The following is a 23,289-nucleotide window of genomic DNA, read 5'->3' as shown; positions in this document are numbered from 1 at the left end:
AGGCAAACAGACAGGTTAAACCTGTCTGTTTTTTTTGCATTAGCAGCGATGAACAAATGTCCGTCCATTGTGACTACTTCGACACCAACGCGGCCGGAACATCATCCAGTCCATATCATCGTCCCATCTACGTTGCATGGCCCAGCTACGCGCCTGATCTAGCTTCACCTGATTGATATAATTATTCCATGCTAGCTTGTAGCAGCTTTGAAAAATAGGCAAGTTTACTTTCTGCATGTACTCTTGAGCTATTTTGGCATTAGCAGGGTCGGAAAAAAAAGCTGGATTCTGCATCTGAGCCTGCATCAGCTCAGCGGTGCGAGGGTCGCACTGAGCAGCTAGATCAAGTTGTAATTTTTGCTGTGCAGCTTTCTCTGCTGCAGCCCGTGCTGCTTTTTGCTCTGGGGTAGCACATGCAGCCAGTATGAAAGCTGTTAGGATATATATAGATAGTTTACGCCAGTGCATGTTGAATCCTTTAAATCAGCCGTTTATTTATTTTATCCATTATACGCCAGTATATTATGGCGTTCAGTTGCTAGTAAACTAAAGCAAAGCTGGTTTACGCTGCCAATAAGGCCGGTAGTTTTGTAATAACTTCCAATGTAGTGGGTGTGGAGATAGAGTTGTCTGTAATCCTCCCTGCCGGTCGGTGCGTAATAGAGTAACACCTTCTTGTGTCAGTAACTGTTGAACCTCTGCGTGAGGATGGCTATAAGAATTGGCAAAGCCGGCACTGGCTACTGCATAGATAGGAGCCACAGTACGAAGAAAGTTTTTTTCACTGGAATGTTTACTACCATGATGGCCTAATACAAGAATCTGACTAAATAAATCATCACCATAAGCCTCTACTAAAGCTAGTTCTCCTTGTTTTCCCAGATCGCCAGTTATTAGCAGTGCCTTATCAGCGCTGATCACTCGCAAAACACAACTGTAATCATTTTTTTTATTATTCTGTGTTACTGGTAGATTCAAAAACTCAAACCATACTCCATCCCATTTCCAGTTTTCACCACCTAGGCAGGGTTGCACCGGAAAGTTATAGGCTTTGCTCTGTCCAGCAATAATTTTCAGTGGATGCAGCTGTTGCCTAATTAACGAAGCACCACCATCATGATCATTATCATGGTGTGACAATATCAGCGTATCCAAACGATTGATACCAGCCGCACGCAGGTTGGGCATAAGCACAGACTGTGCCGCGTAAGCTGTACCGGTATCAAATAGCAATTCATGTCTGGCGGTAGTAATGCTGATGGCTAGTCCCTGCCCTACATCCCATATTTTGATATTAGTTTCGCCAAAAGCCGGTTTAGGAGGCCGGTAACACAGCAATAAAAGCAAAATAAGCAAACACAAAGGCCGCAAATACCAGCCTTTAGGCAAAAGTAACAACATAACTGCAACAGCAGCAATCAACCACAAGGCTAACGGTGCCTGTGCCGGATAGTATTCTGGAGCGTAATCAGCAATCCAATGCAGCATACGCATGGTTCGCTCAGCCAGATAAGCCGCCATCGTGCGTAAGATATCTAATGGCAATATCAACGAAAGCAAAGCCAGTGGTACCAGTACCAAGGTAAACCAGGGAATGGCAACAGCGTTAACCAGTGGCGAGATAATGGCTACCGAACCGAAACAATAAGCCACCAGCACCACGGAAGCCATACCGGCAGCCCATTGACCATGTACCATCTGCCGCCATTTAGCATGCTGACTATTACCGTCACCTGCCCACATCAGTACTGCTACCAACAGAAAAGAAAGCCAGAAACCCACGCTTAATGACGCTAGCGGGTCAAACAGCAGCACTAATGCTATGGTCAGCCACCACACTTGAAAAGCGCGTAAATAACCGCGACGCCACGTAAGTGCCAGTATAATAATCATCAGCATACTCCGCTGTGTAGGTACAGCAAAGCCGGCCAGTGCGCTGTAAACAATGGCAGTTATAACTGCTGTAGAGCGCGTATATATCCACGGCTGATGGATTCGCAGTGGCAGATATTGTAAGCACTTGCTGCATAACCATCCTGCCAGCATGGCCAACATCCCCACATGCAATCCGGAAATACTGACTAAATGATTTAGTCCCAACGGGCGGAATATCTGCCATGCACTTGCTGGTAATGCAGATTGTTCACCCACAGCAAGCGCTTTCAGCAGGGCTACACCTTGCGGATATTTTTGCTCCTGATTATGCCAACGTGCACTGCACCACATGCGCCACTGAGCAAGTTTTATTTTCCAATCTGAAGTAGCTGATAATGCTTTACGCTGTCCCTTAACGACATTAGCCATAGCTCCGATACCATTACTGAGCGCCCACGCTTCACGATTGAACCCAATCATATTGTTTTCCCCGATAACAGCGCGAACTTTGGCCTTAATCTCCCATCGGCTCCCCACTGGCCATTCTTGCCTGCTGTAATCAGTAATCAACCATTGTTGCTGCCGGCCATCGGGTAGGTTTACTTGAGCAACAAAGCGGCTGCGTTGTGTATCCTGCTGCGGTATATCTTTAACCTGAATAGTCACAATCTGTAGTTGAGCCTTATCGGTTATTGGCCACTGCTGTTGTAAGACTGTATCGGTGCGCCATAACCCAAAAATTACACCTGCACATAGTGCTGCAACACAACGACACCACAGCCAACCAGAACACACAAACAGTATCAACAATACGAAAAAAACACCAATCCATGGCCAGATATAAGCCTGAGGCAGTAAAAAAGAACCGCAAACACCTGTTACCCACCATGGCAGCCACGCACAGAAAAAACGGAAACTGGCCATACAGAAAGCTATAACTTCCTAAAACGTTATAAGAATATTGATCAAGGTACAGATTATACCAAATAGATTAACATAAAAATTTATTTGTAATTATTAATTATTCATTAGTTATAAATTGCAAATAAGAAATTAAATCGATTTTGCTGATATGGTAATGTGAATCTTCAAAAATTCGGTAAACCAATGCTTGCAGAATCTAAAATAAAAGGTTCTCTATTATTTTAATTTAATATCAAAAATTTAAAATCAAACAAATTAATTGTATACGAAAATATAAATACATACATTTGATCAATTCAGCATACCGATGCTGACGATACAAATCAAACACATATAACAGTTAATAAAGATGTATCTCAGACATCATCAAACCAATTCTGAATCTTTGTTTGCCCCTTAAAATAAAATTTAATCAACATCAGTAATAGCCACTGTGAAAACAACCAAATATGGGTATAATATAAAGTTTGATATTTGTAATCAGAACAGATTAAAAGGACTTTCTCAAAATATGGCACCACAGCCTGCCGAGGGCGGAAAACTAAAAAAATCTCTGAAAAAGTACATGCTCACCGGCGTGCTGGTCTGGCTGCCCATTATTGTTACCATTTGGGTAATCAGCTATATCATCGGCATGGCTGATGAGCTGGTGAATATTTTACCGGCACGCTGGCAGCCACAGGCACTTTTCGGTTTTAAAATTCATGGTCTGGGTCTTGTAGCAGCTATAATCGTGGTTTTCTTCACTGGCCTATTGGCTGCAAATATGCTCGGACGTAAAATATTTGCCGCATGGGACGCCTTGTGGGGACGCATTCCGGTAGTGAAAAGTATCTATTCTGGCGTAAAAAAAGTTTCTGAATCTCTTTTGTCAGATTCGCGCCAGTCATTTAAAACACCGGTTCTCATTCCGTTTCCGCAGCCCAATATCTGGACAATCGGATTTGTATCTGGACATATACCGGATAATATTGCGTCGGCATTGCCAAAGCAGTCTGATGCTACCCAGTCCAATGAATATATTTCGGTTTACGTGCCCACTACTCCCAATCCCACTGGTGGCTACTATATTATGGTCAACAGTAAAGATGTACGTGAAATTGATATGAGTGTGGACGATGCACTGAAATATGTTATTTCATTGGGAATGGTGCAGCCGGATGAACCACCGCACAACCAATCTTTACAGGCAATATTTTCTTTACATAAGCCTGCCAGACCAAATTAGCATACAACTGGCCGGAATGGATATTCCTGATAACACAATTAACCGTAATCACAGTAACAAAGGCATCAAAATGCGAACCAACTATTGTGGCTTAATCAACGAACAATACCTAGACCAAACCGTCACCGTGAAGGGTTGGGTTCATCGCCGCCGAGACCATGGCGGAGTGATATTCATAGATCTGCGTGACCGAGAAGGCATTGTACAGGTTGTAATTGATCCGGATACACCGGAAGCATTCAGCTTGGCTGATTCCGCACGTAATGAATACGTATTAAGCATTACCGGCCGCGTGCGCGCACGTCCGGAAGGTACTAAAAATGACAAAATGATTTCTGGTGGCATTGAATTGCTTGCCAAAGAAATTGAGATTCTCAATACTGCAGCTACGCCCCCCTTCCTGATTGACGATGAGGGCATCAGCGAGAATGTTCGTCTGACCAACCGCGTTATCGATTTACGCCGTCCAGTAATGCAAAATAATTTGCGTTTGCGCTATCGTGTTGTTATGGCCGTGCGCAGCTATTTAGATAGCCAAGGTTTTATCGATATTGAAACACCGATGCTTACCCGCTCCACTCCAGAAGGTGCGCGTGATTATCTGGTGCCCAGCCGTGTATTCCCAGGTGAATTCTTCGCTTTACCGCAATCACCGCAATTATTCAAACAATTACTGATGGTGGCCGGTTTTGACCGCTATTATCAGATTGTTAAATGTTTCCGTGATGAGGATTTACGTGCTGACCGTCAGCCGGAATTTACCCAGATCGACCTTGAAACATCGTTTCTGAACGAAAACGAAATCATGGACATCACTGAAAACATGGTAAAACTGGTATTTCAGAAAGCCTTGTCCGTTGAATTGCCTACATTTCCTCGCATGAGCTGGCATGATGCTATGTTCCTTTATGGTTCAGACAAACCGGATTTACGTGTTAGCCTGCAATTTACCGAACTCACCGACGTAATGAAAACGGAAGAATTCAAAGTATTCCGTGCGGCTGCCGACATGAAAAATGGCCGTGTTGTAGCTTTGCGTGTACCGAACGGTGCCTCTTTGAGCCGTAAAGAGATTGATACCTATACTGAATTTGTGGGTATTTATGGAGCCAAAGGTCTGGCTTATATCAAAGTTAATGATATTAGCAAAGTAAATAACAGCGAAGACAGTGGTTTACAGTCACCAATTGTGAAATTCCTATCAGACACCGCGTTGCAATCAATTATTAACAAAACCGGTGCTCAAAATGGCGATATTATCTTCTTTGGTGCCGATAAAGCCAAAGTGGTAAACGAAGCTATTGGTGCTTTGCGAATCAAAATTGGCCACGAACATGGTGCTGCCAATGGTTACTTTACTGATGAATGGCACCCGTTATGGGTAGTTGATTTCCCCATGTTTGAATATGATGAGGAAGAACAACGCTGGTCTGCTATGCACCATCCGTTCACCGCTCCGAAGGCTGGCCACGAAGACCTGCTCGCAAGCGCTCCGGAAGAATGTATTGCCCGTGCTTACGATATGGTATTAAACGGCTGGGAAATCGGCGGTGGTTCTATCCGTATCCATCGCGCAGATATTCAGGAAAAAGTATTTGCTGCGCTAAAAATCACGCCTGAAGAGCAGCAGAATAAATTTGGCTTTTTACTGAATAATCTGAAATTCGGTGCTCCACCCCATGGTGGTCTGGCTTTCGGTTTAGATCGTTTGGTAACCTTAATGGCGGGTGCCGATTCCATTCGAGACGTGATTGCGTTCCCGAAAACCCAACGCTCACAAGACTTGCTGGTAGATGCACCAAACAACGTTGATGAAAAGCAACTGCGTGAACTAGGCTTGCGCCTGCGCCAGAAAGTACAAACTGAAGAACAGAATTAAAATGTTTTTCTGCAAAAAACTGCCTGACAATTATCAGGCAGTTTTTTTATTGATATAAAATATAATAAATAGAAAAACATGCTATGAATTAGATATTAACATCTCTGTAACCAGACACCTGATTCAATATGCGGCGTGAACGGAAACTGGTCAAACATCGCAGCCTGCCTTACCTGATGTGTTGTTAACAAGGTTTGTAGATTATCATGTAGGGTAACTGGGTTACAGGATACATAAATTATATTGTCGAATTTCTGTAATAGTTGCAGCGTGTCTGCATCAATACCAGCTCGTGGTGGATCCACAAATACCGTACTGAATTCATAATCAGCCAAATTAATCTGTTCGCTGACAAGACGCTTAAAATCTCTTACACCGGTATAGGCTTCAGTAAATTCTTCAGCCGAAAGCCGTGCAATAGCTATATTGTGAATCTGGTTGATATCTATATTCCAGCGGGCAGCCTGTACTGAGGTTTTTGATACTTCGGTAGCCAGTACGCGACGGAAATGACGTGCCAATGGCAAGGTAAAATTTCCATTACCGCAATAAAGCTCCAGTAAATCTCCCATTGGAATAGCTTTAGCAACATTTGTTGCCCAGCTAAGCATCGACTCACACACCACTGCATTAGGCTGGGTAAAACCGCCTTCCAATTGTTTGTACTGAAACACTTCATTATCTACGCTTAATCGTTCGATAACGTAATCGCGCTCAAGTACCACTTTTTGTCCACGGCTGCGTCCTATAATCTGAATACCCAGTTCAGAGGCTAAGGCTTTAGCTGCCTGCATCCAGTCGTTATTCAGTTTTTTGTGATATATCAGGCTAACTAGCGTATCTCCAGCCAGTGTAGTTAAAAATTCTACCTGAAATAATCGTGATTTAAATAATTCATTAGTCTGTATGCAATCAAGCATTACTGGCATCAGTGAATCGATATTTTTATGAGCGACAGCAAAGTGCCGCAATTTTTTCACATTACTATTACCGGCCTTTTCTCCTGGAGCAAACATGGCATAGCTGCATGTTTCCCCATCATGCCAGATGCGAAATTCAGCACGCATGCGATAATGTGATGCAGGTGAAGTAAAAACCTGCATCTCAGGAAATGCACAGTCGGCAAATAATTTATTCAGATAAAGTTGTTTTTCAGTAAGCTGTTGCTGGTAGGCGGCAGAGGTCATGAAGTTTTGTCAGGCAAAGCAAAAAGGGAGCCATTATAACAAACCCTTGTCTACTCCCGCACATCCCGCAGTGTTTGCTGACCATAATCGTCGGCAGCAATCATGGCCGCAATCTTCTGTGCGGTTTCGGCTGCACTCTGCAACTGGCTATTTGTTTTCATGTTAATAAAATTGTTTACCATGGGAAATTTGGCGGCATCAGCTGCACGGATGCATTGCTGCATATTGGTATCCACTACACCAGGTGCAATACTGGCAATACGCACGCGTGGATGCTGCTCCGCAGCAATGACAGCCGCATGCTGATCCAAAGCTGCCTTAGTGGCACCATATACACTCCAGCCGGCAATGGGATGGCGACCGGCACCGCTGCTGATATGGGCAATGCGTATAGAAGCTTTGGTGGCAGCTGCAATTACTGCATTAGTGAGCAGCATAGGCGCAGTGATGTTTACAGCTATGGCTTTGGAAATGGCATCACAGCCTTGCTGACCCGCCAGAGCATTTGGCTCCACTATTCCGGCATTATTTATCAGCGTGACCTCATTTTTATTTTCCAGTCCGTTTTGCCAACTGGCCGATTGCACCAGTGTGGATATAGCTTCAGTATTGGCAAAATCAATAGCATATTGTAATAGCCTTTCCGGCGGATTATCCCAGCCATGGCGCGATAATCCGATCACCTTAACCTCTTGATTCAGATAATATTCAGCCAGTGCGCGCCCCAATCCTCGGCTATGTCCAGTGATTATGACACAATTTTGCATATTGATTTCCCTTTCCAGTATTTTGCTCATTCCATGCAGAAAAGAATATCTACTGAGCTAATCAAATTATATTTATTCTAAAACAGCCCCAGATAAATTTTCCAGCTAAAAGATAGCAAAAATAAACTAATTTTTAACACTTACTGATATTTAATTTGTAAACATCGTTGATTCAACAATTTAATTAAATTTTGAATTAATATCTACACATAATATCGCTGAAATAAATAAAATTTCTAACCCTTTGATTGGCTCGATTCTAATTAATTTTCTCATATAAAGCAGTAAGTACATTATTGCTTTTACCTGATAAAAAAATTTAATTTATAAATGAAAAATAATCTAATTCAAAGAGATGTGAGTCAAAATTTATTTTTTTAATATAATAATATATTCAAAACGGTTGACAACAAATTTTTACATATTAAGATGCACTGTATTTATCAGATTGACACCAAAAGGAAATTTATATGTCATTAGGTGCTATTCGCCATAATTGGGCATTGCCGGAAGTTATGGAATTATTAAAATTGCCGTTTAATGATTTAATTTTTATGGCTCAAACTGTGCACAGACAGAATTTTCCTGCCAATCAAATACAAATATCTACACTTTTATCCATCAAAACAGGTGCCTGTCCAGAAGATTGCAAGTATTGTCCCCAATCAGGCCATTATAATACCGGGCTGAATAAAGAAAAATTGCTTGAAGTACAGAAAGTAATTGATAAAGCGAAAGCTGCTAAAGAAGCAGGTTCCACTCGTTTCTGCATGGGTGCAGCATGGAAGCATCCTACCATTAAAGATATGCACTATGTTTTGGAAATGGTAAAAGGAGTAAAAGCATTGGGAATGGAAACCTGTATGACATTGGGTAGTTTGACGCAAGAACAGGCAACCGCCCTTGCCGATGCAGGATTGGACTACTATAACCATAACCTTGATACTTCACCTGAATTTTATGGTCATATAATTACTACTCGTACTTATAGCGAAAGATTACAAACACTAGCTTATATCAGAGCAGCCGGTGTGAAAATTTGCTGTGGCGGCATTCTTGGCATGGGTGAGTCAATTAAAGATCGAGCAAATCTGTTAATTCAATTAGCCAATTTATCAGAACATCCAGAAAGTGTACCTATTAATAATTTAGTTAAGGTTAAAGGTACTCCTCTGGAAAATGAAAAAGATATTGATCCTTTCGATTTTATTAGAGTCCTAGCTGTAGCCCGTATTATGATGCCAAAATCCCATGTTCGCTTATCCGCTGGACGGGAAAAGATGAATGAACAAACTCAAGCTCTTGCATTTTTAGCCGGCGCTAATTCATTATTTTATGGCGATAGATTATTAACAACTGCAAATCCTCAGGTAGAAAAGGATCAGGCTCTTTTCCATAAGCTCGGGATTATTCCAGAAAAACATGAGGATCACAGCGATGAAATTCATCTAGCAGCCATCGCTCAGGCCGTTAATGAACAAAGACAGATTAATAACTCAAACAAAACTTCAGTTTCCTAACTAGAAATCAAAACCTAAAAGTTTTTAACTGAAATTAAAAACATCTTTTTTCAATATCCTGCCGTTAAATATAAGGATGAATATTTAATGTGATATCGTTCGATTTTTATTTAAAAATAATACTAATTTAAAATAATGAGACATAATTTATTCACTTGAATCAAATTGAATTATAGTAAGATAAAGTGCATTAATTTTGTTTTGACATATGAATACCTTAATGACCACGCCCCCATTACCACATAAAACGATTACTTTCTTAAAACAACTTAATATACATAATGTAGAAGATTTGCGGCGCCGTGGCCCGATTACAACTTTTTTACAACTGCGAAATATTAGTACAGGTACTACTGAAAGAGTATTATGGCAATTGATTGCACTGGCTGAAAACTGTAATGTTCAAAGCATAGGCACAGAAGAGAAAGAAAATTGGCGACAACAACTCAAACAACATCCGCCAGTAGCAATATTTCCAGCAAAAGAAAACATGGAATTTTGGATGCGTCATGCATTAATGGCAGCGCATCAGGCACAGTTATTGGATGAAGTACCTGTTGGCGCGGTAGTTGTTTATAAAAATAATATTATTGGTCTAGGCTACAATCGTTGCATCACTGATCATAATGTGAGTCATCACGCGGAAATTCAGGCACTGACAGAAGCAAGCCAAAAACAAAAGAACTATCGTTTACAGGAATGTGACGTTTACGTGACTCTTGAGCCTTGTGCCATGTGTGCCAGTGCTTTGATTCAGGCTCGAGTACATAGAGTTATTTATGGCGCTGCAGAACCCAAAACTGGTGCAGCCGGCAGTGTGATAGATTTATTTGCCGATCGCCGGCTTAATCAGCACACTGCCATTCTAGGCGGAATAATGGAATCAGAATCGCGACAAATATTACAACAGTTTTTCTGTAAAAGGCGTTCATCTTCTCTTTCCACAGAAGACAATTCAATCTGAACTATAGATAGATATTTGAATAATTACTGCCGCGTTTGCATCTTAAATATGCATCATTTATTCTATTATCAATCACATCAAATCGTAGCCAAATTTACCAATCATAATACATAGTAGAACAATAAATCCTTTGCGTAGTAATTTAGTACCGCCACGCATGGCCAGTCTGGCTCCAATTAGCCCGCCCGTTAAATTAGCTATGGCCAGAGGAATTGCCCAATGCCATATTACATAGTGATGAGGAATAAAAAAGCACAAAGCCGCAAAATTTGTGGTCAGGTTGATAACTTTGGATGAAGCCGTAGCAGTAATAAAATCAAAGGCGAAAAACCGCACAAACACAAAAGCCAGTAAACTGCCGGTGCCTGGGCCAAAAACGCCATCGTATAAGCCGATAAGAGCACCGATTATCAAACCATGTATGTATTCGCGCTTTGTAAGCACACTTTGGCGCTCAACTTGTCCAAGGTCTTTTTTCAGAAACGTATATGCCGCCATCACGATTAAAATAACCAGAATAGACGGCTTCATCCATGACGTTGGCAAGTATACAACAATATGAGAGCCCAGATACGAAAAACCAAATGCAAGTACAGCTGCAGGTATCAGCATAGCCCAGGGTACAGATATGCGGCGAGTATATTGAGCAGTGGCCACTAGTGTGCCACTGGCTGAAGCGAATTTATTCACCCCCAAAACAACTGGAGCGGGAGTTTGTGCTGGCAGTACACCAAAGAGGCCAGGTATCTGCAACAGCCCACCCCCACCCACTGCAGCATCCATCAGACCAGCACTAAATCCTAGAATTAACAGCCACCAAATATGGGCATCATTTAACCAATCCACATATCTTCCTGTCTAGCGCATAGCGCGAGTTGTGATGCGCTGCATTAATTCATTGTGGTTCCGCGGCAAGCCGTCTTCACAGAAGGTCTGATACAGTACAGAGCGCACTCTATCCAGTTCATTCAGTGAAGTACCGATTACCTTCCATTGGCCATTGCGTGGCTGGATCCAGCGTTTGTTAACATCATCACCAAAGCCGAATACTTTCATGCGTCGTGTAGGACAATGAATCGCTTCTGCTGAAAGATTGTTAATGCCCTGCGCAGATTGCTGATTCAGAATATAGTGCACAGTTCGATCGGGATTGATGGAAATGCTGTTGAGCAAAAGCTTGGGGTGGCCGCTGTAAGTCTGGTTGATATATACATCTACCCACTGCTGGTTACCTGCAGGATAGGCGGGTAATGGTACAGCCTGCTCTTCCCATGCCTGATTTTCGTCTGGACCTATATAGTGTTCGTTATATAAGGTTTCCTTTCGTGCCAGTGCTAGAGCACATATACCAAGTAATAGGGTTGCAAGCACGGTTTTGGCAATATTCATACCAAATTCTCCGGAACAGAATATCTATTCAGTATTCTTGATTATGAAATCGTTCGGTACATAGCAGCTAATTTTCAGGCTGTCTACCCTTTCGAACAGACAGCCTGATGATTTTACTGATATTATAGTTTTAATGCTGCCAACACTTGAGTTTTCACTGCCTCTACTGGCTGTGTACCGTCTACACGGATATAATCTGGCGCATTGTCACCATCCTGTTTGCCATAAAAATCAATCAGCACTTCTGTCTGCTCATGGTAAACCTGCAAACGCTTTTTGATGGTTTCTTCCTGATCATCGTCCCGTTGAATCAGCGGTTCGCCGGTTTCATCGTCTACGCCGTTGACTCTGGGTGGATTGTAAATCAGATGATAGGTACGCCCTGACGGTTGATGAACTCTGCGGCCGGATAGGCGTTCGATAATAACTTCATCTGGTACAGCGATTTCTACCACTGCATCCAAATGCACACCTGCTTTTTCCATTGCCTGAGCCTGAGCCAGCGTGCGCGGGAAGCCATCAAATAAGAAACCATTGGCACAATCTGGCTGTGCAATCCGTTCTTTAACCAAGCCAATAATAATATCGTCCCGTACTAATCCGCCGGCATCCATAATTTTTTTGGCCTCAACACCCAGAGGTGTGCCGGCTTTAACAGCCGCACGAAGCATATCTCCGGTAGAAATCTGAGGAATATTGAAAGCAGCAGTAATGTATTGTGCCTGAGTGCCTTTTCCGGCTCCTGGCGCGCCTAACAATAGAATTTTCATTGCAACTCCTGAAAAACACTTAAGTTAAATAAAAGATAAACTGTTCAGATTTGATGTTGTCAGTTTGTCCAGCTGGCACGTACGCGTTCAAGATCAGCTGCTGTATCCACGCCAGCCGCCGGTGCGTGAGAGGTAATTTGTACTGCGATACTAAAACCATGCCATAACACCCGTAGCTGCTCCAGTGACTCAATTTGTTCCAATGGTGATGGAGTTAGCTCAGTATATTGGTGCAGAAACTGTACCCGATAGCCATATATACCGATATGCCGGTACACGGAGATATCCGTAGGCATTACTTCAGCGCCGCTACGCATTAGTTCCCGCGGCCATGGTATCGGGGCACGGCTGAAATAAAGGGCATTATTTTGATTGTTTAGCACAACCTTAACGCAATTCGCATCGGTAAAATCAGCGTAATCAGTTAATTTGTGTGCAGCGGTAGCCATGGGAGCCTTGCTTTGCGCCAACTGCATAGCCACAGCATTTATTAGCTCTGGTTCAATCAGTGGCTCATCCCCTTGCACATTGATAACACAATCCTGATCAGCCAAATTCAAAATCCTTGCAGCTTCAGCCAGCCGAGTGGTACCACTTTCATGCTCGGTGGCTGTTAGCACTGCTTCAATTCCATGCGCCTGACAGACAGCCTGAATATCTGCGTGGTCTGTAGCTACAACAATTCTGTCTGCATTACTTAGTTGCGCACGCTCGGCTACGCGTACCACCATTGGTTTACCATGGATATCTGCTAAAGCCTTATTAGGCAGACGGCTGGAAGACAAACGAGCCGGAATTAATACGATAAAATTACTCATGCGCTAGCCGCACATTCTTCATCTGATAGCTGACGCGCCTCATTAATCAGCATATAGGGAATACCATCTTTAATCGGAAAAGCCAGACGAGATGCCCGACACCACAGTTCCTGTTGCTGTGCATGCCATTGTAGTTTCCCTTTACATTCGGGGCATACCAGAATATCCAAGTATTTTTGATCCATTTTTAGTCCTTCATACCACTGTGGTGGCAAGCTATATCTTTATTGATTCGGATTGTATTTGAATCAGGCACAGACGCTTAATTAATTTTCAATCACAATCATCAATGACTTTACCATATAACGGAATAGTGAGACAGTACACATTTTTCTATCCGATATGTACTCATCCTGCTTTATGCTGATTACGCTCTCGTGCAAATGAGGCAATTGATATCAGCCAAGATGCTATCCCAGAACAAATTTTACCAGCAGCCAGTGCTGATGGCATCTGTTTAATCAAATAACTATTGGAATTTATGGGCGCTGTTGTAGTTGTAATTCAGTCTGAATAAACTGCGCTAAATCAGGACATATCTGTGCAGAGAGCGGTAAAACCCAGATGTTGTTTGGCATAGGGGTGGTAAGTTTAACTGCGTCCTTTTCGGTGATAAATACCACGTCTGCCTCTGGCCAGTCTGCCGATTCAATGCTGACATGATCATTTAGTGCTACGGTTTGTATAAGCTCAATCCCCAAATTTTGCAATGCCAGAAAAAAACGCTGCGGACGCCCTATGGCTGCTATGGCAGCACAATGTTTGCCGCTAAATTCTTGAGCCTGTGCTGTACGATGCGGCTCATTTAAAGAATAAAAAGCGCCATAATTGATTGAGCTATAACCTTTCCATTGGTTATTTATGATTAGCCCCGCTTGTTTGGCCTGTTGTATAGATTGCTGTTTACCCTGACTAAAAATAATACCATTTACGTATTGCAGCCGGCGTAAAGGTTCACGTAAAGGACCATTTGGCAGTACATCCATTTTTCTGCCGATATCAGCAGATGGAAAAACCACGATTTCCATATCTCGTTTCAAAGCATAATGCTGTAGGCCGTCATCACTAATCAGGAGCTGTATGTCTGGGTAGGCAGCTAGCAGTGCTTGGCCGGCAGCTTCACGTGTGGTGGCCACTGCAATTGGTGCCTGTGTTTGCTGAAACAGCATTAGCGGTTCATCTCCGGCCTCACTGACAACAGCGCCATTCTCAACAATAACAGTCGTCTTACTGCTGCGCCCGTATCCCCGGCTGATAATGCCTACTTTTATTTGTCGCGCTTGCAGTGCCTTTACCAAAGCTGCTACAAGCGGTGTCTTCCCTACTCCACCAACATGTATATTGCCAATCACCACTACTGGGCAAGGCAATTTGGTGCTAGATAATATACCTGTCCGATAAAATAATCGACGCAGCCAGGCAATGGTCTGAAAGATTCTGGCCAGCGGCCACAATGCGATACTCAAAGCCATTTGAGGATGCTGCCAGTGACGCTGTATTAAACCGGCTAACCAGTCCATGTTGTGGCTCTCAACGATAAAATAATACTATACCATGGTGCGCAGACGGAACTGAAACTCAACATAAAAGTCCGTATAATATTCAGCTAATAAATTTGCAAAAAAATAATGGTGTCTTCTATGTCTGAATTCTTTGCGCCTGCGGCGCTGAGTGTTTCTGAGCTAAACGCATGTGCGCGGCAGTTGCTCGAAGAGAATCTGATTGGTCTGTGGGTAGGCGGAGAAGTTTCCAATCTTACCCGTGCAGCCAGTGGACATTATTATTTTTCTCTAAAAGATGCGCGCGCGCAGGTTCGCTGTGTATTGTTTAAAGGTGTAGCACAGCAAATGAGCCAGCCATTGCAAGAGGGTGATCATCTGGAAGTTTCCGGCAAAATCAGTATTTATGAAGCCCGTGGAGAATTTCAGATTACCGTTAATGCCGTACGCCATAAAGGCTTGGGACAGTTATACGAAGCTTACGAACGACTCAAGCAACAATTAACAGTAGAAGGCCTGTTTGCAGCCGAACGTAAACGCCCTATACCTGCTCATCCGAAGGTAGTCGGCGTGGTAACAAGTCTGGCGGCAGCAGCCTTACGCGATGTGGTGACAACTTTACGCCGGCGCCATAGTGGTATTCGTGTGATTGTTTACCCTACAGCGGTACAGGGAGCCGGCAGTGAAATGCAGATTGCAGCGGCTATTGCCAGTGCCAATCAGCATGCTCAAGCAGATGTACTGATTGTCTGCCGTGGTGGTGGCAGTATTGAGGATCTGTGGTCTTACAATGAGGAAATGGTTGTTCGTGCTGTAGCCGATAGTATTATTCCGACCGTGAGTGGTGTGGGTCATGAAACTGATTTCACCCTGACAGATTTCGCCGCCGATGTGCGCGCGCCTACGCCCACTGCTGCTGCAGAACTGGTTAGCCCAGATATGGCACAATTGCGGCGCAATGTCGGTTTATTGCAGACCCGTATCTATCAAATACTGCAGCAACGCTATTATGATGCTTCACAACGGCTTGACAGGCTGGCACGTCAATTAAGACACCCACAGCAAAATTGGCAGCAACAACAGCAGCAATTATCTGATATACAGCGCGTATTGCAGCTCAGCATGCAGCGGCAATTCAGGCAGCACCAGCAAAATCTTTTACAGCAACAGCACCTTTTAATCAATCTGCGGCCTCAAACCGACCATGCGCACCAGAGGCTTGTTTTTCAACATCAGCAATTGCAGCAGTTATGGCAACACATTCTGCTACAGGCACAGCAAAGATTACAACAGCAGAATTCGTTACTTGAGGCTGTATCACCTTTGCAGATTTTGGCCAGAGGTTATAGTGTGGTAACCAATCAGCGTGGACATATCGTTAGTGATGGTAACAAACTGAAAACCGGTCAGTTTCTCAATATACGTTTTGCCAGCGGCGAGCGCAGCGTACAGGTCGCTCCGCCCAAAATTCAATCGGATTTATTTGATAACTGAATTGGAATTTTAAGATAGCATTTCTGACGCAAAAGGATGAGAATAAAAGCTTTTTAGCATTTATTCATACTGCTGTCCGTTAGCTGATCAAGGTTTAAAACTGATTCCTCGCAATTCTTAGTTTCAGAATCTCAAGCCACTACTCATTGAAAAAACTTTTGATAAAAATATACCTTATCAAAAGTCTTATGTTTGTTTAGAGACACCAATATATCAACGATTAAAGCTGTAAATACTTAAAGAGTGCGCTCTTCTGGTTTTCGTCCAGCCCAATCGCACACAAATTGCCATGCCACCCTGCCCGAACGGCTGCCGCGGCTCTGGCTCCAGTTTAGTGCTGCTCGTCGGGCAGTATCATCCAGTTGTAAACCTGCCTCAGCCAGCCAGCTTTCTACGGCCTGCAAGTAAGCATTCTGGTCAAATGGGTAAAAACTTAGCCATAATCCGAAACGATCAGACAAAGACACTTTTTCTTCAACCGCTTCCTGTGGATGGACTTCCCCGCCTTGGCTTGTCTGAGCCATATTGTCAGCCATATATTCCGGCATCAAGTGACGTCGATTGGAAGTTGCATAGACTAATACATTATCACAGCGTTGTGATAAACCGCCATCCAGTGTGGTTTTCAAAGCCTTATAAGCTTCATCGCCATCTTCAAACGACAAATCATCACAAAACAAAATAAATTTTTCCGGCCTTTGTTTTAGTATATTTAGCAACGCAGGCAAAGTAAGTAAATCATTTTTGTCTACTTCCACCAGTCGCAGACCCTTGCTGGCATACTGATGCAATAAAGCTTTTACCAGTGAGGATTTGCCTGTACCACGTGCACCGGTCATCAATACATTATTTGCAGAACGGCCAGCTAGAAACTGTTCAGTATTGCGTACTAGTTGCTTGCGTTGCTCATCAACAGCGGCTAGACAGTTAAGATCAAATGTATGCGGATGCGGCAGGCTTTCCAGAACACCTTTATTACCCAGCCTATGCCAGCGGTAGGCAATAGCTGTCCAGTCTGGTTCCTGAGCCAAAGGCGGTAGTATGGCATCAAGCCGCTGCAATACTGTAGCAGCAAGCTGTATGAGTTCCTTGCGTTTCATGTGTTTTCCTCATGATTATTTTCGTAGTTTTTTAATTGCGCTTTTGTAATAATAAAGCAAAGGGTGCATTGTGAACACGATTGATAAAAGCATATTGCAGCACGGATATCTGTTGTTGCGGCAATTCTTCTGCCCAGCTTAGCACGGCCTCTGCCTCAATTTTACCCTGCTCGTGACCAGGATAAATTACCACTGCCAGTATGCCATCAGGTACTAGATGTGCTAATCCAGCCTGTATGGCTTTAAGAGTAGTGATTGCTGTAGTGGTACAATTTTTGTCCGCACCTGGTAAATAGCCCAAATTAAACATAATGGCACGAACTTCGCTTTTGATATATTCATTCATATGTTCATGGCCTGTCTGTATCAGATCTACCCAATCACTCATACCAGCACTTTCAAGTTTGGCACGTGTAGATGCAATAGCCGCAGGTTGAATATCAAAGGCCACTACTTTACCAGTAGAACCTACACAGGATGCTAAAAACAACGTATCGTACCCGTTACCTGCCGTAGCATCTATTACAGTATCTCCAGCCTGTACAACCTGACGAATTGTGGTGTGAACAAAATCTAGAATATTTAATAGCATAGTGTAGACATCTGATTTTCCAAACACTGTAACATTGCAGTTATCTGTTCTGCATCATGTTAAGGATATCAGAATATTTTGATATTAACAAAATCGTTTTCCATGACTGAATGATTTCTATCGGCTGCCCCAATAGCACAAAAATCTAATTTTTTTTACATACCCAGTTCACGCAGGAAACGAATATCATCCGCCCAGCCCGATTTCACTTTTACCCAAACTTTTAAAAATACTTTGGTTTCAAACAATTTTTCCATATCTAGCCGTGCTTCAGTAGATATTTTTTTTAGCTTTTCACCACCCTTACCAATCAGAATGCCCTTCTGGCTGTCTTTATCCACCAGTACAGCAATATATATGCGATAGAGCCCTTCTTCTTCTGCAAACTGCTCTACTTCTACATTCATCGCATAGGGCAGTTCTTCGCCCAGATAACGAAACAGTTTTTCGCGCACAATTTCCATGGCCAGAAAACGTGCCGATTTATCGGTAACCATATCTTCCGGATAAAGCGGGGTACCTTGTGGTAGCATTGGCTTAAGCGCGCGTACAAGCTGAGAAACACCCAGACCATGCTTGGCACTGACCAAGGTAACGCTGGCAAAAGTAAATTCTTGCTGCACTTCCTCAATAAATGCTTGCATCACGCTCTGGTCTTTTGCTTTCGCCTTATCCACTTTATTAATCACTAATACCACTGGAATACGTTTAGGTAATTGCTGCAACACTTCACGATCCGCGTCTGAAAAGCGCAAAGCTTCAGCAACAAATACAATCACATCCACACCGGCAACAGCTTCGGTGACATTCTGATTTAAACGGTCATTTAATGCATTGCGATGGTATGTTTGAAAACCGGGTGTATCCACAAATACCAGCTGAGCTTCGTTATCGGTATAGATACCATTCACTTTATGGCGTGTAGTTTGAGCTTTTTTACTGGTAATACTGATTTTTTGGCCTATCAGATGATTCATCAATGTGGATTTACCCACATTCGGGCGGCCTACGATGGCCACAAAGCCGCAACGGAAATTATCGGATGAGGAGGGATACTGGTAATCGGGCTTTACAGACATACATTCTTTCAAAAAATACAGACAGCCTTGCCGAGGCTAAAACTAATACAAAACGTGCAAAAGCAAGTGCATAAAATTTATTCATTCCTACTTAGCCATCAGAATAAATGATTACTTATCATTTAGACAAATCATTTGCGCCAAAACTAAACTCAAAGTTTTTTTTCTTATTCAATCAATGTTCTGAAGAGGTGCTTTTCAGTAAGAGGATAAATCAAAGATATCATAATCCATCAATAAAAAATAACTTAGCTTTTTTTAAGATGAACCGGTAGTCCAGATAATAAAGCTTTTTTGCTATTTTGCTATCTAACAATACCAAATAATGCATTAACCGTCCGGAAATGGATACAAAATTACCTGTCGCTTTTCTTAACGCAAAGCTTTGAATTGACGGAAGTTATCTGCTTGTTTGTAGAATATTCGTCCAAACTTGATAGGCTTTTAGAGCAAGCCGCTAATTGAGAAATCTCATTTATAGTTAAGCCATGAATTTCTATTTTTTTCTGGTTTTAGCCAGTGGAAAATGCTTTTCCATCCAATCCAAAGCAGTTTGTGCGGTTTGCTGTTCTGCCTCGCGGCGGCTATGCCCTGCAGCTTCAGTCTGAAAGCCGGTTTCACCTAGATCACATTCCACCACAAATTGCTGATCCTGACCTTCCCCAATCTGGTCTACAATTCGGTATTTTGGCAAGGGCATGTGCCGTGCCTGCAAACCTTCCTGCAAGCGGGTTTTAGCGTCTTTGCCGCTATCTTGAGGATTAATATGCCGGATACGCTCCGCATACAAACGCCTTACCACGGCTTCAGCAGTATTAAAATCTGCATCAAAACTCACCGCGGCAAACAGGGCTTCCATGGCATCGGCCAATATTGAAGGCCGGCGAAATCCGCCGCTTTTCAGTTCGCCGCTACCCAGCAATAATGCATCGCCTATTTTCAATTCAGCCGCAATCTGAGCCAGAGTGTCCTGATTCACCAGATTGGCACGCATTCTGGAAAGCTCCCCTTCTGTCAGGCGTGGAAAGGCTTCAAACAACATTTTAGCTACCGAATAATTTAAAATTGAGTCGCCAATAAACTCAAACCGCTCATTGTGTAACGCACTGTAACTGCGATGCGTCAATGCCTGTTGTAGAAAATCAGTGCGTTTGAAGCGGTAGCCAAGCATTTTCTGTACATTAATCAAAGCATTTTCATGGCGTACATCATTTTTTTTCATTTATTATTTATAAATCCTGTATCTAATTTCTTTACCGACAAACATTTCCTACATTCGCATACAAACTGCAGGTGCACTACAAAAGATAAAGCGCAAGACAGATTCTTGCGCTTAAAATCAGACATTACTGAATTTTAGTGCCGATTCGTTTCATATCACCCAAATTCAGCCATATCAAAAACGCTTTACCCACTACCAGCTTATCATCCACAAAACCCCAGTAACGACTGTCTTCACTGTTGTCACGATTATCACCCATCATAAAGTACTGGCCTGCTGGTACAGTACAGCTAAAGCCACTACTGTCAGGATAATATGAGCACATTTCTCTATTCGGAAAATCAGAATGAACACCTTCTAAGATAACTGCTGGTTGCTGCGGCATTTTCAATACTTCGATTGCCTTGTTACCTAGATGTTCAGTTTGCTGTTGTGCCTGAATCATAATTTTGCCCAGATTAGGTACCTGTTCTTGGTAGCTATATATTTTCTGCTCATCAATATCATTAACTACCTTACCATTTATGGTCAGTGTTCTGTCCTTATAAGTAATCACATCTCCCGGCAAGCCGATTACACGTTTGATATAGTTTACTCGAGTGTCACGAGGGTAATTAAATACCATTACATCACCCCGCTCTACCTTGTGTACCGGAATCAGTACATTGTTTAGAATAGGCAAGCGAATACCATAGGCGAATTTATTTACTAAAATAAAATCACCCGGAATCAGCCCCGGCCGCATTGAGCTAGAGGGAATCTGAAAAGGTTCGGCGACAAAAGTACGCAGAATGAAAACCACCAGAATGATGGGAAAAAAACCGCTCATGTAATCAGTAAAGTGATTATCATCGGGCTGAGCAGAATTTTTCCTTTTCCGGCGATGACTAAACCAGGCTATGCCTGTAAACAGCACAAACAACAGTAGTACTGCAGTAAAACTCATCAGCACTGATAACAGACCAAACGCACCTACCAACATCAGCAGGTAGCCCCATTGCAGCGAACCGCTCCATTCACCGTTTTCTTCACGCTTTTTTGTGCTTTTCAGAAACAGCAAAATACCCAGTACCAGCAATACTGCAGCACCGATAATCATTGTCTTGGACATGTATTAATCTCCCACCTGTAAAATCGCCAGAAAGGCTGTCTGCGGAATTTCTACATTGCCTACCTGCTTCATGCGTTTTTTACCGGCTTTCTGTTTTTCCAGTAGTTTTTTCTTACGCGTAATATCACCGCCATAGCATTTGGCCAGCACATTTTTACGCAATGCCTTAACATTTTCACGCGCGATAATCTTACCGCCGATGGCAGCTTGTACCGCAATATCAAACATCTGCCGTGGAATCAGTTCGCGCATCTTGGCAACTAGCTCTCGTCCACGATGGACTGAATTGCTACGGTGTACAATCAGGCTCAGTGCATCGACCTTTTCACTGTTGACCAGAATATCCAATTTCACCAAATCGGCTGCTCTGAATTCCAAAAATTCATAATCCAGTGAAGCATAACCACGCGATGTTGATTTGAGTTTGTCAAAGAAATCCATTACCACTTCATTCATTGGCATTTCATAAGTCAGCATCACCTGCCGTCCCATGTACTGCATGTTTTTCTGTACACCGCGTTTCTGGTTGCACAATGTCATCACAGCACCAACATATTCTTGTGGCAATAAAATGGTTGCGGTAATGATTGGCTCATAAATGGCTTCGAGTGTGCCGATATCTGGTAATTTAGATGGATTTTCAATTTCAATGCGCTCGCCACTTTTTAGCAACACTTCATAAACCACTGTTGGCGCAGTGGTAATCAAATCCATGTCAAATTCGCGTTCCAGTCGCTCTTGTACAATTTCTAGATGCAGGAGACCCAGAAAGCCACAACGGAATCCGAAGCCCAGTGCTTGAGAAACTTCTGGCTCAAATTTAAGCGCCGCATCATTCAGTTGCAATTTTTCCAGCGCTTCACGCAAAGCATCATAATCGTGGCTTTCTACCGGATATAGCCCAGCAAATACCTGTGGCTGTACTTCTTTAAATCCGGGTAAAGGTTCACTGGCGGGTTCTCGAGCCAGTGTAATGGTATCGCCTACCTTGGCCGAACCGAGTTCTTTCACTCCCGTAATCAAAAAACCCACATCACCAGCATTTAATTGTTGTTTCTGCACCGATTTGGGCGTAAATATACCAAGTTGTTCTACCTGTGTTTCCGCACCAGTAGCCATGAAACGCACTTTATCTTTCAAACGGACACAGCCGTCCACCATGCGAATCAGCATTACCACACCTACATAATTATCAAACCATGAGTCAATAATTAGAGCTTTTAATGGAGCATCTGCTTTACCTGAGGGTGCGGGTACCTTTTTGACAATTTCTTCGAGTACATCCTCAATACCGACACCACTTTTAGCTGAACAGCGCACTGCATCCATGGCTTCGATACCGATAATATCTTCTATTTCTTCAATCACTCGCTCAGGCTCAGCTGCCGGTAAATCAATTTTATTCAGCACCGGCAGGACTTCTACGCCCAAATCAATTGCGGTATAGCAATTGGCTACTGTCTGCGCTTCCACCCCCTGCGAGGCGTCTACTACCAGCAAGGCTCCCTCACAGGCAGACAGCGAGCGGGATACTTCATAGGAAAAATCCACATGTCCTGGAGTATCAATCAGATTCAGCTGATACACTTGCCCGTCTTGCGCTTTGTATTGCAAAGCTGCTGTCTGCGCCTTGATAGTGATGCCGCGTTCTTTTTCAATGTCCATCGAATCGAGCACCTGAGCACTCATTTCCCGGTTTTCCAGACCGCCACAATACTGAATAAAGCGATCCGCCAAGGTCGACTTCCCATGGTCAATATGGGCGATGATAGAAAAATTGCGTATATTGTTCATGTAAGCCATTAATTTAAATTAATTCTGATAGGAGTATTCTGGCCATTGCAAAGCCAAAAACCAGAAAATAACTGCTT

At 43.0% G+C, this 23,289-nt stretch carries 21 protein-coding genes; 5 read left to right on the top strand and 16 right to left on the bottom strand.

Annotated features, from left to right (window positions below; translation table 11 throughout):
* Positions 1–39: 39 nt before the first annotated feature.
* Both J3U64_RS00555 and J3U64_RS00550 read right to left on the bottom strand, forming a co-directional pair.
* Entirely contained in the window at positions 40–468 is a 429-nt protein-coding gene (locus tag J3U64_RS00555) for a hypothetical protein (RefSeq protein ID WP_267407946.1), read from the bottom strand.
* Between the two features lie 78 nt (positions 469–546).
* Positions 547–2,799 (bottom strand): DNA internalization-related competence protein ComEC/Rec2, encoded by a 2,253-nt coding sequence (locus tag J3U64_RS00550; protein WP_267407945.1) that lies wholly within the window; start codon positions 2,797–2,799, stop codon positions 547–549.
* A 511-nt stretch (positions 2,800–3,310) separates the two neighbouring features.
* Here J3U64_RS00550 and J3U64_RS00545 point away from each other — a divergent pair.
* Together J3U64_RS00545 and aspS are read left to right on the top strand one after the other, a co-directional pair.
* Entirely contained in the window at positions 3,311–4,027 is a 717-nt protein-coding gene (locus J3U64_RS00545; protein ID WP_267390374.1) for a DUF502 domain-containing protein, read from the top strand.
* A 70-nt stretch (positions 4,028–4,097) separates the two neighbouring features.
* Complete coding sequence (aspS, locus tag J3U64_RS00540; protein WP_267407944.1) at positions 4,098–5,906, top strand: aspartate--tRNA ligase; 1,809 nt, start codon at positions 4,098–4,100, stop codon at positions 5,904–5,906.
* 95 nt (positions 5,907–6,001) lie between these two features.
* Here the strand turns inward: aspS and trmA are convergent, their stop codons facing one another.
* Positions 6,002–7,093, bottom strand: coding sequence for a tRNA (uridine(54)-C5)-methyltransferase TrmA (gene trmA / locus J3U64_RS00535; protein ID WP_267407943.1), 1,092 nt, complete (start codon positions 7,091–7,093; stop codon positions 6,002–6,004).
* 50 nt (positions 7,094–7,143) lie between these two features.
* On the bottom strand, positions 7,144–7,860 hold the full coding sequence (locus J3U64_RS00530) for an SDR family NAD(P)-dependent oxidoreductase (RefSeq protein WP_267390376.1): 717 nt from the start codon (positions 7,858–7,860) through the stop codon (positions 7,144–7,146).
* Positions 7,861–8,330: 470 nt separating this feature from the next.
* On the opposite strand from J3U64_RS00530, the gene bioB reads away from it, so the two are divergent.
* The gene (gene bioB, locus J3U64_RS00525; RefSeq protein ID WP_267407942.1) at positions 8,331–9,380 is read left to right on the top strand and encodes a biotin synthase BioB; all 1,050 of its coding nucleotides are present in this window, start codon (positions 8,331–8,333) and stop codon (positions 9,378–9,380) included.
* Between the two features lie 208 nt (positions 9,381–9,588).
* Positions 9,589–10,344 (top strand): tRNA adenosine(34) deaminase TadA, encoded by a 756-nt coding sequence (gene tadA, locus J3U64_RS00520; RefSeq protein ID WP_267407941.1) that lies wholly within the window; start codon positions 9,589–9,591, stop codon positions 10,342–10,344.
* Between the two features lie 72 nt (positions 10,345–10,416).
* On the opposite strand, the gene J3U64_RS00515 is transcribed toward tadA, so the two are convergent.
* The 6 genes from J3U64_RS00515 to lpxK all read right to left on the bottom strand — a co-directional run bounded on the left by J3U64_RS00515 (position 10,417) and on the right by lpxK (position 14,841).
* Positions 10,417–11,190 carry a sulfite exporter TauE/SafE family protein gene (locus tag J3U64_RS00515; RefSeq protein WP_267390379.1) on the bottom strand — a complete coding sequence of 258 codons (774 nt, stop codon included), beginning with the start codon at positions 11,188–11,190 and terminating at the stop codon, positions 10,417–10,419.
* Positions 11,191–11,202: 12 nt separating this feature from the next.
* Complete coding sequence (locus J3U64_RS00510; RefSeq protein WP_267390380.1) at positions 11,203–11,733, bottom strand: CNP1-like family protein; 531 nt, start codon at positions 11,731–11,733, stop codon at positions 11,203–11,205.
* 122 nt (positions 11,734–11,855) lie between these two features.
* On the bottom strand, positions 11,856–12,503 hold the full coding sequence (gene adk, locus J3U64_RS00505; protein WP_100140600.1) for an adenylate kinase: 648 nt from the start codon (positions 12,501–12,503) through the stop codon (positions 11,856–11,858).
* 59 nt (positions 12,504–12,562) lie between these two features.
* Positions 12,563–13,321 (bottom strand): 3-deoxy-manno-octulosonate cytidylyltransferase, encoded by a 759-nt coding sequence (gene kdsB / locus J3U64_RS00500; RefSeq protein WP_267407940.1) that lies wholly within the window; start codon positions 13,319–13,321, stop codon positions 12,563–12,565.
* The gene (locus tag J3U64_RS00495; protein ID WP_100140598.1) at positions 13,318–13,506 is read right to left on the bottom strand and encodes a Trm112 family protein; all 189 of its coding nucleotides are present in this window, start codon (positions 13,504–13,506) and stop codon (positions 13,318–13,320) included. The genes kdsB and J3U64_RS00495 overlap by 4 nt, the downstream gene beginning before the upstream one ends.
* 294 nt (positions 13,507–13,800) lie before the next feature.
* On the bottom strand, positions 13,801–14,841 hold the full coding sequence (gene lpxK, locus J3U64_RS00490) for a tetraacyldisaccharide 4'-kinase (RefSeq protein ID WP_267407939.1): 1,041 nt from the start codon (positions 14,839–14,841) through the stop codon (positions 13,801–13,803).
* Between the two features lie 120 nt (positions 14,842–14,961).
* On the opposite strand from lpxK, the gene xseA reads away from it, so the two are divergent.
* Positions 14,962–16,314, top strand: a complete 1,353-nt coding sequence (xseA, locus tag J3U64_RS00485; RefSeq protein ID WP_267407938.1) for an exodeoxyribonuclease VII large subunit — start codon at positions 14,962–14,964, stop codon at positions 16,312–16,314.
* A gap of 236 nt (positions 16,315–16,550) precedes the next feature.
* Here xseA and J3U64_RS00480 read toward each other — a convergent pair whose 3' ends face one another.
* The 6 genes from J3U64_RS00480 to lepA form a co-directional block, all read right to left on the bottom strand.
* The gene (locus J3U64_RS00480; RefSeq protein ID WP_267407937.1) at positions 16,551–17,414 is read right to left on the bottom strand and encodes an ATP-binding protein; all 864 of its coding nucleotides are present in this window, start codon (positions 17,412–17,414) and stop codon (positions 16,551–16,553) included.
* 31 nt (positions 17,415–17,445) lie between these two features.
* Entirely contained in the window at positions 17,446–18,006 is a 561-nt protein-coding gene (locus J3U64_RS00475; RefSeq protein WP_267407936.1) for a class I SAM-dependent methyltransferase, read from the bottom strand.
* Positions 18,007–18,161: 155 nt separating this feature from the next.
* On the bottom strand, positions 18,162–19,085 hold the full coding sequence (gene era, locus J3U64_RS00470; RefSeq protein ID WP_267407935.1) for a GTPase Era: 924 nt from the start codon (positions 19,083–19,085) through the stop codon (positions 18,162–18,164).
* 496 nt (positions 19,086–19,581) lie between these two features.
* The gene (rnc, locus tag J3U64_RS00465; RefSeq protein ID WP_267407934.1) at positions 19,582–20,307 is read right to left on the bottom strand and encodes a ribonuclease III; all 726 of its coding nucleotides are present in this window, start codon (positions 20,305–20,307) and stop codon (positions 19,582–19,584) included.
* A 124-nt stretch (positions 20,308–20,431) separates the two neighbouring features.
* Positions 20,432–21,418 carry a signal peptidase I gene (lepB, locus tag J3U64_RS00460; RefSeq protein WP_267407933.1) on the bottom strand — a complete coding sequence of 329 codons (987 nt, stop codon included), beginning with the start codon at positions 21,416–21,418 and terminating at the stop codon, positions 20,432–20,434.
* Positions 21,419–21,421: 3 nt separating this feature from the next.
* On the bottom strand, positions 21,422–23,212 hold the full coding sequence (gene lepA / locus J3U64_RS00455) for a translation elongation factor 4 (RefSeq protein WP_267403485.1): 1,791 nt from the start codon (positions 23,210–23,212) through the stop codon (positions 21,422–21,424).
* Positions 23,213–23,289 lie beyond the last annotated feature (77 nt).

Origin of the sequence: Snodgrassella sp. B3800 (assembly GCF_026535865.1) — a bacterium.
Classification (GTDB): Bacteria; Pseudomonadota; Gammaproteobacteria; order Burkholderiales; family Neisseriaceae; genus Snodgrassella; species Snodgrassella alvi_E.
The sequence above is the reverse complement of the archived record's forward strand: the minus strand, read 5'-3'. Positions and strand labels throughout refer to the sequence as shown.